We start from the raw sequence: 17,810 nt of genomic DNA, 5'->3' as shown, positions 1-17,810 counted from the left end.
AAACCCGGTTTTTTTGCCGGTTTTTCATCGGATGGCCGCAGTTTCCGGCGAACGACTATGAACGCGAGGAAAGCCGGAGAGGCCAGCTGAGTAAGCCTGGCAATCTATTTAACGGACTAGAGCGAAGCGCTACGAACGCCATGATTCGACATATCGTGATGTGGAAACTGAAGGACTCAGCCGAAGGCGCAAGCCGCGAAGAAAACGCGCTGAAACTAAAAGAAAAACTTGAAGGCTGCCGCGACATCGTGCCGGGCATCCTGCATCTGGAAGTGGGCCTCGCGAGTCCCGGCCTTGAATCGACGTTCGACGTCGTGCTCGTCTCCGATTTCGTCGACAAGGCGGCCCTCGACGCCTATCAGGTCCACCCGGCGCACGAAGCGCTCAAGACGTTCGCTGGTGCGGTGCGTGAAGCCCGCCAGTGTGTCGATTATGAAGTCTGACGCGCGACGATGACTGACGCACAGAAACCCGCAGCCGGTCGCGCGAACGAACGCTCGACACCGATAGTGGAAAGCCCGTTCATCGATCATATCGGGGCGAAACTCGTGTCGGCCGCCGATGGTGTCAGCGAAGTCGTGCTGCCGCTGCAGCCGCAACTGCTGAACACCTGGGACGTCGCGCACGGCGGCGTGACGATGACCCTCGCGGACGTCGCCCTCGCCATGGCCGCGCGTAGCGTCGCGGGCGATGGCGTCGGTGTCGTCACTGTCGAGATGAAGGTCAACTTCATGCAGCCCGGGCGCGGCGAACTGCGCGCGACGGGCCGCGTGTTGCATCGCTCGACCACGATGGCTTATTGCGAAGGCGAAATCCGCGACACCGAGGGCCACTTCGTGGCGAAAGCGCTCGGCACGTTCAAATATATGCGGCGTCTCGCTGTGGGCCGCGATGTGAAGCAGCAGCGGCTGCGTAGCGATCCGTCCGCGACACCGGGTCCAAGCGACGGTTGATCCCGCCCATGGACTTGCAAACATTCAGGACGTGTCCGTTGCCGCGCCGCGTGCATTCCACGTTCCCCGCGCCCGATCGATCTGGATCGACCCGGCGCGCAAACTGCAGAGGTAATTCCCATGACTCAAATCAATCGCCAGATCCTGCTGGTGTCCCGTCCGCAGGGCGCCGCGTCGACCGAGAACTTCAAGCTCGTCGAAACGCCGCTGCCGCCGCTCGCCGATGGCCAGGTGCGCGTGCGGAATCACTATCTGTCGCTCGATCCGTACATGCGTGGTCGCATGAACGAAAGCAAATCGTATGCGCTGCCGCAACCGCTCAACGAGGTGATGATCGGCGGCACGGTCGGTGAGGTGGTGGAGTCGAAGAATCCGAAGTTTGCCGTTGGTGACAAGGTCGTCGGCCTGTTCGGCTGGCAGGAATACGGCACGTCCGACGGTAGCGGTATCCAGAGGGTCGATACGACGTACGTGCCGCTGTCCGCGTATCTTGGGCCGGTCGGCATGACGGGTGTGACAGCATGGTATGGCCTGAACCGGATCATCACGCCGAAGGCGGGAGAGACCGTCGTGGTCAGCGCGGCGAGCGGTGCGGTGGGCAGTGTCGTCGGGCAACTGGCAAAGCTCACGGGTTGCCGCGCGGTCGGCATCGCAGGCGGCGAGGAAAAGTGCCGCTATGTGGTCGAGACGCTCGGCTTCGATGCGTGCGTCGATTACAAGGCGGGCAACCTGTACCAGGATCTGAAGGCCGCTACGCCGGATGGCGTTGACGGCTACTTCGAGAACGTAGGCGGCGAAGTGCTCGATGCAACGCTTGCGCGTATGAACGCGTTCGGGCGGATCGCGCTGTGCGGAATGATCTCGGGGTACGACAGCGCGCCGTTGCCGCTCAGGCATCCTGGTCTGATACTGACTCAGCGGCTTCTGGTGCAGGGCTTCATCGTCAGCGAGCATATGGAGGTGTGGCCCGAAGCGCTCAAGCAACTTGGCACGCTCGTCGCACAGAAGAAGCTGCAGTATCGCGAGACCATCGCGCAGGGGCTCGAAAACGCGCCCGAAGCGTTCCTTGGCATGCTGAAGGGCAAGAACCTGGGCAAGCAACTCGTCAAGCTGGTCTGAAGTCCCGCACATCGGGCACGCGGGCACGACGCCGCGGTGCAAAGGCTCGCGAAGCTCACCTGGCACACGCCAGCCCCGAGGGCGTCGCGAATGCAACCGGCGCCCGCGCAAAATACAGGGAGTACAGGGAGGCAGGATGCTCGAATTCAATGGCCGCGTGGCCGTGATCACCGGCGCGGCGAGCGGTTTCGGCCGCGCGTTTGCGGAGAAGGGCGCGGCACTCGGCATGAAGCTGGTGCTTGCGGATGTCGACGCGAATGCGCTGGCACAAGCCGTCGATGCGCTGCGCGCTACGGGCGCCGACGCGATCGGCGTGCCCACTGACGTCTCCGACGCGTCGCAGGTCGAAGCGCTGGCGCTCGCAGCCCTCGACGCCTTCGGCAAGGTCCATCTGCTGTTCAACAACGCAGGCGTCGGCGCGGGCGGCTTCCTGTGGGAATGCAGTGCGAACGACTGGGCCTGGGTCTTCAACGTCAACGTGATGGGCGTCGCGCACGGCGTGCGCGTCTTTACGCCGATCATGCTGCGCCAGAACGAGCCTGCGCACATCGTCAACACGGCGTCGGTCGCGGGGCTGCTGTCGCCCCCTTCGATGGGGATTTACAACGCGTCGAAGCACGCTGTCGTTTCGCTCACGGAGACGCTCTATCACGACCTGAAAAACGCCGGCGGTCCGGTGGGCTGCTCATTGCTGTGTCCGGCTTTCGTGCCGACGGGCATCGCCGATGCAGAGCGCGCGCGTCCAAACGCGCTGCGCAACGACGCCGTCCCCACGCGCTCGCAACTGGCCGCCGGCAAGCAGCTGCATCGTGCGGTGCAGTCGGGCAAGCTGAGCGCGGCAGATGTCGCCAGAATGACGTTCGAGGCCATTGAGTCGGGCGGTTTCTACATCATCACGCATCCGGGAATTCTGGAGACGGTACGGCTGCGGCACGAAGATATCGAACAGCAGCGCAATCCGACCGATCCGCTGTCGCTCAAGCCGGAAGTCAAAAACGCCGGATGAGGGTGCCAGGGAAGAGGGCGGCAAAGAGGGGCTTCATGGCATCATACGGCGCTCATTCTTTTCAGGCGGCGCGAGCGCGCCGCGCTCATGTCCGATGCCGTTGAATCCGAAGATCGAGCAGGTGCTCGAGATGATCGCGAAAGCGAAGCGTCCCGCCTATCACGAACTCACGCCGCAACAGGCGCGCGCGTCGTACGAGAAAAGCGCACCGATTCTAGAGATCGCGAGCGCGCCGATGTTTTCGGTCGAAGACCTCGCATTGCCGACGCGCGACGGCGCGACGATCCGCGCGCGCCTTTATTACCCTGTCGAGCCGGGCTGGGCTGAGCCTGCAGCGGCGCTCGTGTATTTCCATGGTGGCGGATTCACGGTCGGCAGCGTGGATACGCACGATGCGCTGTGCCGCATGTTCGCGCGCGACGCTCAGTGCGTGGTGCTGTCCGTTGACTACCGGCTCGCGCCAGAGCACAAATTCCCCACCGCGGTGAACGACGCGTTCGACGCACTCACGTGGCTATCCGCAAATGCCGCGCTATACGGCGTGGATCAGGCGCGCATTGCGATCGGCGGCGACAGCGCGGGCGGCACGCTCGCCACGGTGTGCGCCGTGCTTGCGCGCGACGCCGGCATTCCGCTCGCGTTGCAACTGTTGATCTATCCCGGCGCGACCGGTCATCAGCAGACCGATTCCCATACGCGGCTGTCCGATGGCTTCCTGCTGTCGGGCGACACGATCCAGTGGTTCTTCGGGCAATACGTCCGTGACGCGGACGATCGTCACGACTGGCGCTTCGCCCCGCTCGATGGGACACGCGGCGCGCCGGCCTTTGCTGGCCTCGCACCCGCGTGGATCGCGACGGCCGAGTACGATCCGCTCAGCGATGAGGGCGCCGCCTATGCCGACAAACTGCGCGCGGCAGGGAATGTGGTCACACTGCAACGCTACGCGGGCATGATCCACGAGTTCTTCAAGATGGGCGGTTTCGTGCCCGAGGTGGCAGAGGCGCATGCCGACGCGGCCATGGCGCTGCGCGCGGCATTCGGTATCGACTGACCGAAACAACACGGGAGGTCGGGAAGGCATCAGTGAGCGATGTCTAACGCGATGTCGAACCCATATGAGCGCTCGAAGTGTCCCGGCCGCGCGATCCGGTGCGAACCGTTGTCGTCGCTGCGCTCGGTGACGTTCACTTTCAGCGTTTCGCTTTCGGCCGCTACCTGCAGCGCGGTGGTTCCGCGCGTGCCGTACTCGGGCGTTTCGATGAATGCTGCCGACAACACCCGTTCGCGTTCGAGCGGAATACCGGTGGAAGGCAGCTCGTCGTCGCGAGCGAGACGGGGGTCGCGCATCATGTCGATCAGGCTTGACAGCGGCGGCGTTGCGTTTTCCGCGAGCAATGCGGCAAGTTCGGCGCGCTTTCTGACCAGCTTCGGCCATCGCGTATCGAGTACCGCGTTCGAAATGCCGTGCGTGCCGGCTTCGAGCAAGACCGGCGCGGCCTCCGAGCGATTGCAGTACCAGCCGAGTTCGCGCCGCGACAGGTCGCCGACCAGCAGGTTGAAGCCGTTGTAGATATCGCCGGTTCGCGCGACCTGCTGCAGATAGTCGAGCGGCACGGTCCGCTCTCCGGACAGCCAGGCGCTCACGAGCGTGCCGCGCGTCGGCGCATCGGGCCGCATCTCGTGCGGAGCGCGATAGTTGGTGAGCGCGGCAAAGCGGCCGTCGCGTGTGATCCCGAGCCACGTCCCGCCACCGACGAGGTCTCGCCCCGCCAGCAAGCCAGGCGCATCGACCCACCAGTTCATCGGTAGGGCGGCGCGACGAAAGAACTCGTCGCGATTGGCGGCAAGCGTGAGGAGCGGGCCGCCCGATGCGTCCGGTCGCCAGTCGAAGACGATCAGACACATGAACGTGTCGCCGTCAGGTAAGGTTGGGCCAACGCGTCAGACCTCGGTTGGCAGTGAATACGGCAACGGCAGGAAGGTAAGCACAGGGCCATCGGCGGCGCCCAGATGCACCGAACCGGCTTCGAGCGCCGCGAGCTTGATCTCGACCAGTATATCGACGCCGCCTTCAGGTGCGGAAGCCGCATTGACGACCATGCCGCACGGCTGGCCCGGGTCGTCCGAATGGAAGAGTTCGGCTCCCGCCGCGACATTCGCCAGCGCGCCCGCGACGTTCGCGAGCGACGTGCGCCGCTTGATCGTGCCGCGATACTGGCTGCGGGCCACCACTTCCTGGCCCGGATAGCAGCCCTTGCGGAAGTTGACGCCGCCGAGCACGTCGAAGTTGACCATCTGCGGCACGAACTGCTCGACGACCGGCTGCGTGATGCGCGGCTCGCCCGCGCGGATATCCAGCCAGTCCCACACGGCCGGCGAGACGCGCGCGAGCTTGCCTTCGAGCAACCGCAGACGCGCCTCGACGTCGGCCTTCGGCCCGATCCACAGATAGCGCAGCCGTCCGGCGGCACTGGGGACATGGATGAGCGAGCCCGCCGGGCCGTCCACCTTGACGTGAACGCCGTCGGGAATGGCATCGAATACATGCGACAACGCTGGCCGGACATCGCCGGCAAGGCCGACCACGGCAAGATCGGCGCTCGCGTCGACGAGCTTCGCCTTCGCGCGCAGCACGAACATCGACAGGCGCTTCTGCACGGCGGGCTGGATCTCCTTCGACACCAGCAGGCGGATCGTCTCGCCCGTGCGCCATGTCAGGAACGATGCAAGCAACCGGCCCTTGGGCGAGCAGTAGCCCGCCAGACGGGCGTTCGCGGCATCGAGATGCTGGGTGTCGTTGGTGAGCTGGCTGTGCAGGAACGTGGCGGCATCGTCGCCGGTGACGTCAATGACACCGCACTGCGTGAGCGGCATAAACGCGCCGCGTGTGAGCACGGCGTCGAACTCAGCGGGCGCCGGACGCGGAAACGGAGCGGGTGCAGGGTGGGCGGCGGAGGCCGGAACAGGCGTATCTGGCGCGGAGGCGAGCGGTGCAGTCATGGATTCGCAGTAGGGTCAATTCTGACTTTAGCTTAAGCAAGCAACTATTATATGGGGTCCACCCAAGCCTTGTTTCGCATGTCCCTGGCGAAATAATGCTTTCCAGGAGCCCTATGCCGCAAGGGTTTGCACGTTTTCTGCGTCCGGTTGTGCCCAGATAGTGACCATATTGGCGTGTTCTGCAGATGGTCGGGCGCAAGGTGGGCATACCGGAGAATGTGCTCATACTTCGCCCAGCTCGCTAATTCCATCAACCGGTTCAGCGGCGTGCCCGCCTGAACGTGCCAGCTTGCCCAGGTATGCCCCTTGTTTCGCTGGCGGATCGCGCTGTCCTCGAAGTATTTGTGAAACCGCTCCATCATGCCCCTAGCCTTCGTGGGAGGATGCTGACGCCGCCGAAGGGTTCTGGTCTTTCCGAAGGCGAGGAACAAGCGAGACCAGGAGGCCGAGGCCGCCCATACACAACGACAGAACCAGAATTACCGTGCCGGGACCGAAGCGGTGAAAACCGGTGACCATCGCGGCGGACGTTGCGAGCGTCACACCGATCACGAGGTTCTCCGCAGCAGCCAGCAGGATGACGGACTTGAGGCCAGGGAGATGGATGACGTGAGCGAGCGCCGTCTTGATCGGCTTGAACCAGGTGCCGTGTGCACTTTCCGGTACAGCAAATTCGAAGGCGCTCGCTTTTTGCCAATAGGCCAGTGCGATATCAGCGGTAAAGAACAGGACGGCTGTTGCGGCGACGACGAACTCCCAGCGCCACCACGACAGCAGCATAGCTGCCAGCATCGGGCCCAGAACCAGCCCAAGCTGGTCTGCCAGTTGCGAATACGACAGCACTTTCTCGAAGCGATGGCTGCTGAAGATCTGCGGCAGCATCACCTCGCGCGCGACGATGCCCTGGCTCGTCAGCATGCCGCACAACGGTGAAAGCGCGATCAGCCATCCTATTCCGCCGAAAAGGTCGTATCCGGCAACGCCAACGACACACACCAATGCCCGGAGAATCTGACTGATGCGCATGAGCTTACCGGGCGAATGCCGGTCGCAAAGCGCGCCCAGAACCGGAAAACACAGATATCTTGGGAAGGTCTCGAGCGAAAACGCGATGCCAGACCAAGATACACGCCCGGTCGTTTGGAAAATGACCAGGGGAACGAGAAAAAGCAGAATCTGATCCGCGAGCCGCGCGAAGAACAGTGATCAGCGTGTCTTGTAGTTTTACAACAATGCCTGTCGATTGTAGGGCACGTCAAGCTCGAAACTCGACAGTACATCTTTGATCTTACATGTATTTTTCATATTCTCTTGCGCACGATTTGAAAGATCGGCATCAAGGATGATTGTAGTATTTCTATAATCCAACGCGTATCAGCTCATTTTTGACGTGTTCTGCTGGAATCGCTTTGCCGTGCCAGCGGGCCAGCGCTATCTGGACCGATGCGAACGGATTCGCGAAGGTATGACGATGACTCGCGGATTTGAAATATCTGCTGCCAGACCGTTTTTAAGATTGCAAAGGCAGAGAGCTGCCCGGGAGAATGAAAGTGTCGAATTATCACGCCAGAATTACCGGAAGCGACTACGCGGCAATGGCCGACCTCGTGACAAAGTATAGAGTCACGGTCGCCCGGCACACGGTTGAGAAAGTCGCAGCAGGCTACCGCGTCGACGCACACGCTAGCGACGAACAGATTCGTGCGCTTGAAACTGCGGGCTACAAGGTTGAACGTCTTGAGGATGCGGAAATCGAGGGTGTGGCGCGACAAAAGGAAAAACGCAAAAGCGTAGGCGGCGCATTGATGCGCGAAGCGTTATCGGTCGTCGCTGGCACTGGATACCTCGATGTCGCGCACGTTGAGGCGGCCCTGGCTGCCGAATCAGAGGCTCCGAATGACGCGTTCACCACGTTGATCAAATTGCCGAACGAAACATGGGAGAAGCGTGTTTGTCACGCGCTCAAGATTGGCAAAGGCAGCGGAGCGGGCCGCGTCGGAATCTATTTCCTTGGCGGCGTTCACGCGCGCGAATGGGGCAGCCCTGACATTCTCATCAACTTCGTGCAACTGCTCACCAACGCATACCGGACAACTACGGATATCACGATTGGCAGCAGGACCTTTACCTCCGCACAAATCAAAGCCGTGGTGGACACGAAGGACATTTACGTCTTTCCCCTGGCCAATCCTGACGGACGCAACTACAGCATGCTGAGCGAACCGATGTGGCGCAAGAATCGACGGCCTGCGCCAGCGGGACATACGCAGTCCCAGTGCGTCGGTGTTGACGTCAACCGTAATTACGATTTTCTCTGGGACTTTCCAAAGTACTTCAACCCGAAGTCGCCGATTGCAAACTCCACCGATCCGTGCGACCACGATGTCTACATTGGGCCCGCGGCAACCTCCGAGCCGGAGACGAAGAACGCCGTCTGGGTGTTCGACAACTTTCCGCACATTCGTTATTTTGTCGACCTGCATAGCTACTCGGAAGATATCCTGTACAACTGGGGTGACGATGTCGATCAAAGCGACGACCCAGCGATGAATTTCCAGAACCCCACGTATGACGGCAAGCGCGGTATTGCTGACGACAAGGCATACCGTGAGTACATCTCGGCCGAGGACAAGAAGATCGCGGTCAACCTGGCAAACGAGATGCGTGATGCGATCAAGGCATCGCGTGGCCGGGTCTACAAGACGGAGCAGTCGATGAGCCTGTATCCGACGGCCGGCACGTCGGATGACTATGCGTTCAGCCGTCACCTGATCGATGCCAAAAAAGCTAAGGTGTTTTCGTACACGATCGAGTGGGGCAGTCCGCAAAACCCGACGCCATTCCATCCGCCGTATCCGGAGATGAAGCAAATCATCGACGAGGTCACGTCGGGACTTTTGGCGTTTTGCATCGCGGCGCAGTGATTATCGGGTTTCCAGCGCATCGCAGTCGTATGCTGTTTCTCGACCTGACGCACCGCGAAGCAGAGGGCGTTGGGAGTTTCGCGGCAGGCGACAAGGGCGGAAGGGTAAGAGAAAGCTCGCACCTTTGCGGATAGCGGCGCTGGTCCTACAGGAAGTCGTGTCCGTCAGAAGGGGAGGCAGCGTGAGGCAGGCCGACCAGCTGAAGTTCGCAATTGGCGCTCTGGAACTGCGCCGCGCCTGCGCGGCGCTCTGGAACTGCGCCGCGCCTGCGATCCGGGGCCATCTACCGAGGCCATGCTCGGCGGAATCCTCCGAATCGTGCGGCACTTTGTTCCGTTCGATATTGCGACGTGTGCAGAATATGCTACTGAGCCTTCCGCATCGGGCTCCGACAATCCTGTGCTGGTGCGCGGCCGCTACGCAGTGGACAACGATGGGCGCTTCTATTGGCCAGCCCGCTGGCTGAGAATCCCGCGAGTCATGATGGACTGGATCAACGGTAAGGAATTGGCGGTTCCTGACGTCGATGCGTTCCTGCGCGCGCACCCTTCCTTTCGTTCGTTGCGGAGCAACCCGGTCGTTCAGACATACCTCGCGCGGAACGTGGAGCGGCATGCGTACCAGGTCGCATACCTGACGGTGCGAGGGTCGAGTCCCTGACCGCATCTGGTGATGTACAGGACCGGTTCTCACTCGCGAAGATTTCGGACGAAGAGTTCCAGCAGGTCCTGCGCAGCCGACGCATCATGCGCCTCGATGCCCGAGAGCATCTGGGTTTCCAGAACATGTACCGTAGCCTTGCATCGATTCAGCACCTGGCGCCCTTCGTTCGTGAGTCGAAGTACGACGATGCGGCCATGATTCGGATCCGGCTCGCGCGTAATCCAATTGCGCGACGCCATTACGCTCATGACTTCGTTGGCCGATTGCGGCGTGATGAACGACCGCTCGGCGAGTTGGGCATTCGACGCCTCGCCGCGCGCTTCCAGCACCGAAAGCGCGGTGAACTGCGCGAGCGTCAGCCCGAGCGGGGCCAGCGCTTCCGTCATCTTGCGGCGCAGAATGCGGTCGAGGCTGCCGATCAGATAGGTCAGCCGGGGACGCGCGGCAGCCTTGCGACCCGTCGAGGCAGGGCGTGAGCGGGCAGTGCTTGCGGCTGCCGCTCTCGTTGTTTTAGTCGCTGTAGTCGTTTTTGTGGGAGATTTGCCCGTCATCACATCGGCCGGATGCTGTCGTGGAAGACGCCATGTTACCGCGCCGTTCGCCTTCTACGTCATCCTGGACGCTTTCACGCCTTGCAAGGCACCACGTAGATCACGTGTGGGTCGTTGCGCCGCGCATCGTGCATCGCCTCGACGAGTTCCGCACGATGCATCAACACCGCGCGCTGATTGATCGAACCTTTGTCCGTGATCTCGCCGAGATCGAGCGAGGGCGCCACGTCGAGCAACCGCAGCCGGGCGATCGCCGTCGCGCTGCCCGTCGATTCGCGGTTCAGACCGTCGAGCAGGTGGCTGAAGAACTCACGCACGGCAGGCGCGCCGACGATCTCGGACGCGCTCGCGGACAGCGGCAACTGCGCGAGCCGCCGGCAGTCGTCGAGCCGCGGGAACACCAGCAGGCCGACATCGTCGCGATTCAGTCCCGTCACGACCACATCCTGCACATACGGCGCGCCCGCCGATATGACACGTGCGCGCATCGGTCCGACGCTCACGAACGTGCCAGAGCTGAGCTTGAAGTCTTCGGCGATACGTCCGTCGAACATCAGACCGAGTTCGGGGCGCCGGGGATCGACGAACTTCAGCGCGTCGCCGCTGCAGTAATAGCCTTCGTCATCGAAGGAGCCCGCTGCTTGCGCGTCCTCCATGCGCCAGTAGCCGGACATCACATGCGGGCCGCGAAAGCGCGCCTCCAGCTTGCCCGCCACGCGCACGAGCTTGACTTCGCAACCGGGCGCCGGCATTCCGACGTAACCCGCGCCCATGACAGGCCCTGTCGTGAACAGGCACGAGGGCGACGTCTCCGTCATGCCGAGCCCGGCCATGATGCGGATGCGCTCGCCGCAAAAGCGCTCGGTGACGCTTTGCAGCCGGTTCCACGCCGCCTGCGAGAGTCCCGCGCCCGCGAAGAAATACACCTTCACGCGTGAGAAGAACGTGTCGCGCAGTTGCGCGTCGGTTTCGAGCGCGATCGTCAGTTCTTCCCATCCCTTCGGCACGTTGAAGTAGATGGTCGGCGCGATCTCGCGCAGATTGCGCAGTGTTTCGTCGAACTTCTTCGCGACGGGCTTGCCGTCGTCGATATACAGCGTGCCGCCGTTGTAGAGCGCGATGCCGACGTTGTGACTGCCGCCGAACGTATGATTCCACGGCAGCCAGTCGACCAGTACGGGCGGCTCGACGGCGAACTCCGGAAAGGTGTCGAGCAGCATCTGCTGATTGCTGCACAGCATGCGATGTGTCGTCGGCACGGCTTTCGGCAGCATCGTCGAGCCCGACGTGAACAGGAATTTGGCGATCATCTCGGGATCGATCGCCTCGTGCGCGGCATCGACCGTAGTGGGCACCGTGTCGAGCAGTTGCGACAGCGCGGTTGCGTTGCGTAGTCCGCATGAACCCGAGGCCGTGACTACTTCGACGTCGTCGGCGACCGTCGCGACGATCGCGGCAGCAAACGTGTCGCCTTCGGTGGCGAACACGAGGCTCGGCGTCAGCAGGTCGAGCGTGTGACGCAGCTTGCCGTAGTCGCTGGAGACGAGCGAATACGCCGGCGAAATCGGCGCGTAAGGCACGCCGGCCCACATTGCGCCAAGCGCGATCATCATGTGTTCGAGGTCATTGCCCGAGAGGATCGCGACAGGGCGATCAGCCGACAGCTTGCGATCGAGCAGCGCCTGGCCGATCGCGCGGGCATGACTGAGCATCTGCGCATAGCTGATGCCGCGCCACGTACCATCCGGACCGCGACGCGCGACGAGCCAGCGGTCGGGATGCGCCTGCGCGCCGCTTGCGAGCCGGTCGGTCAGACGTTTCGGATAATTGCCGGGCGTGGCGTCCGATTCCATGTACCAGGCGTCGCCGTGGCGGCGCACGCGGACGGGCGCCGAACCGATCCGCACCGCGCGATAGGGCGCGGATGTTTCTCCGTCGACACGGTGTTGCGTCGGCTGGATATTCACCTTGTTGTCTCCTGTGTGGGCTCTCTGGCGTGATGAGCCGCTGCCCGGCGCGAGGTCTTTCGCCTTACGCGAACCATACGCAAATTCCTGAACGGCCTGTCTACGCCAACGCCTTCAAATCGGATAGCGACGCGGGCCCGTCTGTATCGTGATCCAGCGCAGATCGGTGAATTCCGCAATCGACGCTTTGCTGCCGAAACGTCCGTATCCGCTGCTCTTCACGCCGCCGAACGGCATTTGCGCTTCGTCGTGCACGGTCGGCCCGTTGATATGGCAGATGCCCGATTCGACGCGTTTCGCGACCTGCATGGCGCGCGCGATGTCGCGGCTGAACACGGCCGCCGACAAGCCGAACACGCTGTCGTTCGCCACGCGCACCGCTTCGTCGTCGCTGTCGACGCGCAGCACGCTCACCACGGGCGCGAACGATTCTTCCGCGTAAAGCTTCATTCCGGGACGCACGCCATCGACGATGGTCGGCTGCATGATCGCGCCGTGCGTTGCGCCGCCTGCGCGGATCGTCGCGCCCTGCTCGCATGCGTCCACGACGAGCGCCGTCGCGCGCTGCGCCGCCTGCGCGCTCACCATCGCGCCGAGCACGGCGCCCTGCGCAGTCGGTGCCGCCGCGATCAGTTTGTGCGCCTTGCCGGTCAGCTTGTCGACGAGGGCATCCGCGATGCCGCGATGCGCGATCACGCGTTCCGTCGACATGCAGATTTGCCCCTGGTTGAAGAACGCGCCAAACGCAATCGCTTCGACGGCTGCATCGAGATCGGCGTCGTCGAGCACGAGCACGGGTGCTTTGCCGCCGAGTTCGAGCAATGCGGGCTTCAGATGTTTCGCCGCGTGCATGGCGATGATGCGGCCAACGTGCGTCGAGCCCGTGAAGTTCACGCGCCGCACGGCGGGATGCGCGATCAGACGCTCGACGATGGCGGGCGCGTCCTCGGGCGCATTCGTCACGACGTTGACGACGCCATCGCCGAGTCCGGCTTCCTGCAACACGCTGCCGATCATCCGATGAACGGCGGGACACGCCTCCGACGCCTTGAGCACGACGGTGTTGCCGCACGCGAGCGGCATCGCGACGGCGCGCGTGCCGAGAATCACGGGCGCGTTCCATGGCGCGATGCCGAGCACTACGCCACACGGCTGCCGCACGGCGAGCGCGAGGTTGTCAGGGGTATCGGTGGGTACGATGCTGCCGTCGATCTGCGTCGTCATCGCCGCCGCTTCGCGCAGCATATTGGCCGCGAGATGCACGTTGAAGCCGTACCAGTTCGCCATCGCGCCCGTTTCGGCGATGCCGGCTTCGATGAAGGTGCCCGTTCGGGCGTCCATGATGTCGGCGGCCTTGAGCAGGCGCGCGCGGCGCTCCGTCGGCGGCAGCGCCGACCACGCCGGGAAGGCGGCGGCTGCGGCATCGACGGCGGCATTGGCATCGGCGAGCGTGGCTGCGGGCGCGCGCGAGGCCACGGCGCCCGTGACGGGATTAACGCGCTCGAACGTCGCGCCGTTCGATGCGGGGCGGTCCTTGCCGCCGATCAACATGCTCACTTCGGTCACGATGGCTGTCTCCATTGCTTCATGTTCTGTCGTGGGCCCGGCGCGTCGTGCGCGTCGGGCATGCCGGGCGTCGTATGCCGTCAATCGGTGCGCTTGTACGCCTGAAGGCCGGGCTTGATCGATTTCTGGTCGAGGAACTGCTTCAGTCCTTCCTCGCGGCCATTTTCGGGGTCGCGCAGTTGCGCCTGGTCGAGCTTGGCGTACAGATAGTCTTCATTCTGCTCCCACGTCAGTTCGCGGCAGCGCTTGAAGCCATGCTTCGCGACGCGCAGCACCACAGGGTTCTTTTCGAGCAGCTTCGCTGCCAGCGCAACCGTCTCGGCGCGCAACTGCTCGCGCGGCACGCTTTTGTTGACGAGGCCCATCGCGGCGGCTTCCGTGCCCGTGAAGGTATCGCCCGTCATGATGTAGTAAAGCGCCTGTCGATGCCCGACGGTATCGGCCATCGCCTTGCTGACGAGATTGCCGGGCGGAATGCCCCAGTTGATTTCGGAGAGGCCGAACACGGCTTCGTCGGCGGCAATCGCGAGATCGCAGGCGACCAGCGGCGAGAAGCCGCCGCCGAAGCACCAGCCATTGACCATCGCGATGGTCGGCTTCGAATACATGCGCAGCAGCTTCCATTGCCACTGGCACGCGTCGCGGCGAATCTTTTCCTGCAGGATTTCCGGGCCCGCATCGACTTCACGGAAATATTCCTTCAGGTCCATGCCCGCCGTCCACGCATCGCCGGCTCCCGTGAGGACGAGCACTCTGGCATCGGCGTCGAGTTCCAGCCTTTCGAGCACCTGCACCATTTCGCTGTTGAGCGTGGGGCTCATCGCATTGCGCTTCTCGGGACGATTGAACGTCACCCACGCAATGCCCTCTTTAACCTTGACGTCCACCGTCTTCCAGCGATCCTCATAACTTGCCATGTTCGTAGCTCCAGCGCACTGTGGCGCGTATCGATGTTTGCCGTGTTCCTGTAGTTACCCGATTCATTTCATTTATCAGGTAGCCTGATACGAAGTCTATTATCAAGCTGCCTGATAAACAATCTTCCGTTCGTCGGTGAAAACCCTGATCGCGGGTGGGCGCGAAGGTGTCGCGGCCCGCAAACGGCATATGGGCGCGTCTCAGGGCGATATCCGACATGCACCACGCGTGAAAGATGCCAGCGGCGCCTGGGGTATTCACCAAAGATTTTCGTCTTGCATTGTCAGGTGGCCTGATATTAAATGCGCTGCATCGCGACGATCTCCAGCGCGTTCTCACGAACGCGCTTTTACTCGACCTTAATATCAGGGTACCTGATATTAAGGCATCTCGAAGCGCTCGCGGATACCGACACAACAACAGGTGACAGAGATGAAATCCACCAGGACAGCATTACCCGGAGACAGCATGGAGAGTATGACGACGCAGCCCATTGCGGGCACGGGCGCCGTCATCACATTGAGCCTTTGTTTCGCGATCGCCCTGCTGGAAGGGCTGGACCTGCAATCGGTCGGTGTCGCGGCGCCGCGCATGGCGCGCGAATTCGGCCTGACGGTCGCGCAGATGGGGCTCGCGTTCAGCGCGGGCACCTTCGGTCTGTTGCCAGGTGCGATGTTCGGCGGGCGTCTTGCGGATCGCATCGGACGCAAGCGGGTGCTGATCCTGTCGGCATGCGTGTTCGGCCTGCTGTCGATCGCGACGGCGCTGGTATCGAGCTTCGGCATGCTGGTGGTGGTGCGCGTGCTGACGGGCATGGGACTCGGCGGCGCGCTGCCGAACCTGATCGCGCTATCGTCGGAGGCCGTGTCGCCGAAGGCGCGCAATACGGCCGTGAGCGTGATGTATTGCGGCATTCCATTCGGCGGCGTGATCGCATCGATCATTGGCATCGTCAGCTTCGGCGATACGGACTGGCGGCATATCTTCTATGTCGGCGGCGCGGGGCCGCTGGTGCTGGTGCCGTTGCTGATCGCGTTCCTGCCCGAATCCAGTGCGTTTCGCAAGGCGTCGCGTGGCGCGAAGCCGCAGCCCGCGCCCGTCGGCGAAGTGCTGTTCGGTGCACATCGCGGCCTGTCCACGCTGCAAATCTGGATCAGCTATTTCTGCACGCTGATCGTTCTCTATTTCCTGCTCAACTGGCTGCCGTCGCTGATGGCGGCGCGCGGTCTCGCGCGCGCCGAAGTCGGCTACGTGCAGATCTTCTTCAACATCGGCGGCGGACTGGGCGCGCTCTTCATCGGCATGTTGATGGACCGGCTGCGCGGCGGCGCGGTTGTCTCGGGCATGTACATCGGGATCATCGCGTCGCTCGCGGCCTTGTCGGTTGCGCCGGGTTTCGCCTGGCTCGCCGTCTCGGCGTACTTCGCCGGCATGTTCGTGATCGGCGGGCAATCGGTGCTCTACGCGCTCGCCGCCGTCTTCTACCCGACGGCCATGCGCGGCACAGGCGTCGGCGCGGCGGTGGCCGTGGGCCGGATCGGCTCCGTGGTCGGCCCGCTCGCGGCGGGCGCATTGCTGGCGACAGGCCGCAGTTCGTCGATGGTGATCGGCGCGAGTATTCCCGTCACGCTCATCGCCGCCGTTGCCGCACTGCTGCTGATCCGCCGTCCGCGCGCCGCGGACTGAATCATCCCTTCCTAAAACAAGACACGACGTTTGGAGACAACGAGATGCAGGCAACAACGACCCGCCTTCTGCTGTGCGGCGCACTCTGCGCATTCACCACGAGCGCTTTCGCGCAATCGAGCGTCACGCTGTACGGCGTCGTCGATACGGGTATCGAATACGTATCGCACGCGAACGCCGCCGGCGATCATGTGTTCCGCATGCCCGCCGTAACAGGCGAACTGCCTTCGCGCTGGGGCTTGCGCGGCGTCGAAGATCTGGGCGGAGGCTATAGCGCGATCTTCACGCTCGAAAGCGGCTTCAACGTGCGCGACGGCAGTTCAGGCCAGGGTGGCCGGCTGTTCGGACGACAGGCCTTCGTCGGCCTCAAGAGCGCGTACGGGACGGTCGCATTCGGGCGTCAATACACGATGACCTACCTGTCGTTGCAAGGCGCAGACATCATCGGGCCGGACATCTACGGCATGGGTTCGCTCGACGCGTACGTGCCTAATGCGCGCGCCGACAATTCCGTGACCTACATGGGCAGCTACAAGGGATTCACGCTGGGCGCGGGCTATTCGTTCGGGCGCGATTCGGCGGGCACGGGCAATTCGCCGGGGCAGGGCACCTGCGCGGGTTCGGTGCCCGGCCATGCAACGGAATGCCGCGACTGGTCGGTGATGCTCAAGTACGACGCACCGTACTTCGGCATCGCTGCCTCATACGAAGAGCAGCGTGGCGGCACGAACGCAGCCGCCAACTTCTTCGATGGCGTGGCAATCACGCCGCTCACCCATGCCGCCGACAAGGACGCGCGCACGCACGTCAGCGCGTATGCGCAATACGCCGGCGTGAAGCTCGGCGCGGGCTGGCTCGGGCGTCGCGTCGTGACGGATTCACCCGCTGTGCCGAATGTACGTTCCGACCTGTTCTTCGTCGGCGCTTCGTACTTCGTGACGCCCGCGTTTCTTGTCGACGGCGAGGTGTTCCGCATCGTCAACGCCGAACACGACACGCGCGCGACGATGGGCACACTGCGCACGACTTATCTGTTGAGCAAGCGCTCTTCCGTATACGCACAAGCCGCGTATCTCGCCAACAGCGCGAAGGCGCGCTACTCGGTAAGCGGCGGCGGTGGCGGCACGACGCCGGGCGCGGGCATGGGACAGACGGGCGTGATGGTCGGCATCAAACATATGTTCTAGGAGACACCGGATGAAGAAGTCTGCGATTGCTGTATGCGTGTCGGCCACGCTGGCCGCGTGCGGGGCTCGTCGAACAATAGGGCGCCGATCGGTTGACGTCGCCCGGACCGCTTCGTGATTACGGGCACGGTTCAACCGGCAAACGACGCGTGCCTCCTCCGATGAACTCTGGGCATGAGCGATGCGGAAACAAGAGCCGGAAAAAATAAAGTTGCAAAATTTTCCGCGACGTCTCGACGGGCATCGTCGGTGCGGGCGGCATTGTGC

General features: G+C 63.0%; 15 protein-coding genes and 1 pseudogene. 8 read left to right on the top strand and 8 right to left on the bottom strand.

The features are described from left to right. Positions 1 to 140 precede the first annotated feature (140 nt). The 5 genes from B0G77_RS17460 (at position 141) to B0G77_RS17440 (ending at position 4,132) form a co-directional block, all read left to right on the top strand. Positions 141 to 443, top strand: a complete 303-nt coding sequence (locus B0G77_RS17460) for a Dabb family protein (protein WP_133663233.1) — start codon at positions 141 to 143, stop codon at positions 441 to 443. A 9-nt stretch (positions 444 to 452) separates the two neighbouring features. Further along, a complete protein-coding gene (locus tag B0G77_RS17455) occupies positions 453 to 953 on the top strand; it encodes a PaaI family thioesterase (protein ID WP_133663232.1) in 501 nt (166 codons plus the stop codon). 120 nt (positions 954 to 1,073) lie between these two features. After that, positions 1,074 to 2,072: an NADP-dependent oxidoreductase gene (locus tag B0G77_RS17450; RefSeq protein ID WP_133663231.1), complete on the top strand. Its 999-nt coding sequence runs from the start codon at positions 1,074 to 1,076 to the stop codon at positions 2,070 to 2,072. Positions 2,073 to 2,208: 136 nt separating this feature from the next. Continuing rightward, entirely contained in the window at positions 2,209 to 3,078 is an 870-nt protein-coding gene (locus B0G77_RS17445) for an SDR family oxidoreductase (protein ID WP_133663230.1), read from the top strand. Between the two features lie 94 nt (positions 3,079 to 3,172). Next, entirely contained in the window at positions 3,173 to 4,132 is a 960-nt protein-coding gene (locus B0G77_RS17440) for an alpha/beta hydrolase (RefSeq protein WP_133663229.1), read from the top strand. A 29-nt stretch (positions 4,133 to 4,161) separates the two neighbouring features. Here B0G77_RS17440 and B0G77_RS17435 read toward each other — a convergent pair whose 3' ends face one another. From B0G77_RS17435 to B0G77_RS17420, 4 genes and pseudogenes are all read right to left on the bottom strand, one after another. Further along, on the bottom strand, positions 4,162 to 4,986 hold the full coding sequence (locus tag B0G77_RS17435) for an NRDE family protein (protein WP_133663228.1): 825 nt from the start codon (positions 4,984 to 4,986) through the stop codon (positions 4,162 to 4,164). A 36-nt stretch (positions 4,987 to 5,022) separates the two neighbouring features. Next, positions 5,023 to 6,081, bottom strand: a complete 1,059-nt coding sequence (locus B0G77_RS17430) for a folate-binding protein YgfZ (RefSeq protein WP_133663227.1) — start codon at positions 6,079 to 6,081, stop codon at positions 5,023 to 5,025. Between the two features lie 47 nt (positions 6,082 to 6,128). Beyond that, a pseudogene (locus B0G77_RS44280) lies at positions 6,129 to 6,383 on the bottom strand (hypothetical protein); the annotation flags it as partial. A gap of 64 nt (positions 6,384 to 6,447) precedes the next feature. Next, positions 6,448 to 7,284 (bottom strand): MFS transporter, encoded by an 837-nt coding sequence (locus tag B0G77_RS17420; protein ID WP_133663226.1) that lies wholly within the window; start codon positions 7,282 to 7,284, stop codon positions 6,448 to 6,450. A 347-nt stretch (positions 7,285 to 7,631) separates the two neighbouring features. Between B0G77_RS17420 and B0G77_RS17415 the strand changes: the two genes are divergently transcribed. Continuing rightward, a complete protein-coding gene (locus B0G77_RS17415; protein ID WP_133663225.1) occupies positions 7,632 to 9,005 on the top strand; it encodes a M14 family metallopeptidase in 1,374 nt (457 codons plus the stop codon). 689 nt (positions 9,006 to 9,694) lie between these two features. Here B0G77_RS17415 and B0G77_RS17410 read toward each other — a convergent pair. The 4 genes from B0G77_RS17410 to B0G77_RS17395 all read right to left on the bottom strand — a co-directional run bounded on the left by B0G77_RS17410 (position 9,695) and on the right by B0G77_RS17395 (position 14,669). Beyond that, the gene (locus B0G77_RS17410) at positions 9,695 to 10,219 is read right to left on the bottom strand and encodes a MarR family transcriptional regulator (RefSeq protein ID WP_133663224.1); all 525 of its coding nucleotides are present in this window, start codon (positions 10,217 to 10,219) and stop codon (positions 9,695 to 9,697) included. A 74-nt stretch (positions 10,220 to 10,293) separates the two neighbouring features. After that, positions 10,294 to 12,186, bottom strand: coding sequence for a feruloyl-CoA synthase (locus B0G77_RS17405; protein WP_133663223.1), 1,893 nt, complete (start codon positions 12,184 to 12,186; stop codon positions 10,294 to 10,296). Between the two features lie 114 nt (positions 12,187 to 12,300). Next, positions 12,301 to 13,752 (bottom strand): aldehyde dehydrogenase, encoded by a 1,452-nt coding sequence (locus B0G77_RS17400; protein WP_133663222.1) that lies wholly within the window; start codon positions 13,750 to 13,752, stop codon positions 12,301 to 12,303. A gap of 80 nt (positions 13,753 to 13,832) precedes the next feature. Continuing rightward, positions 13,833 to 14,669 (bottom strand): p-hydroxycinnamoyl CoA hydratase/lyase, encoded by an 837-nt coding sequence (locus B0G77_RS17395; RefSeq protein WP_133663221.1) that lies wholly within the window; start codon positions 14,667 to 14,669, stop codon positions 13,833 to 13,835. A gap of 478 nt (positions 14,670 to 15,147) precedes the next feature. On the opposite strand from B0G77_RS17395, the gene mhpT reads away from it, so the two are divergent. After that, positions 15,148 to 16,356, top strand: a complete 1,209-nt coding sequence (gene mhpT / locus B0G77_RS17390) for a 3-(3-hydroxy-phenyl)propionate transporter MhpT (RefSeq protein WP_243751138.1) — start codon at positions 15,148 to 15,150, stop codon at positions 16,354 to 16,356. Positions 16,357 to 16,400: 44 nt separating this feature from the next. Beyond that, a complete protein-coding gene (locus B0G77_RS17385) occupies positions 16,401 to 17,543 on the top strand; it encodes a porin (protein WP_133663219.1) in 1,143 nt (380 codons plus the stop codon). Positions 17,544 to 17,810: the final 267 nt, after the last annotated feature.

It is taken from the genome of Paraburkholderia sp. BL10I2N1, assembly GCF_004361815.1.
Lineage (GTDB): Bacteria > Pseudomonadota > Gammaproteobacteria > Burkholderiales > Burkholderiaceae > Paraburkholderia.
Note: the sequence above shows the minus strand (reverse complement) of the source record. Positions and strands in the feature narration are given on the sequence as shown.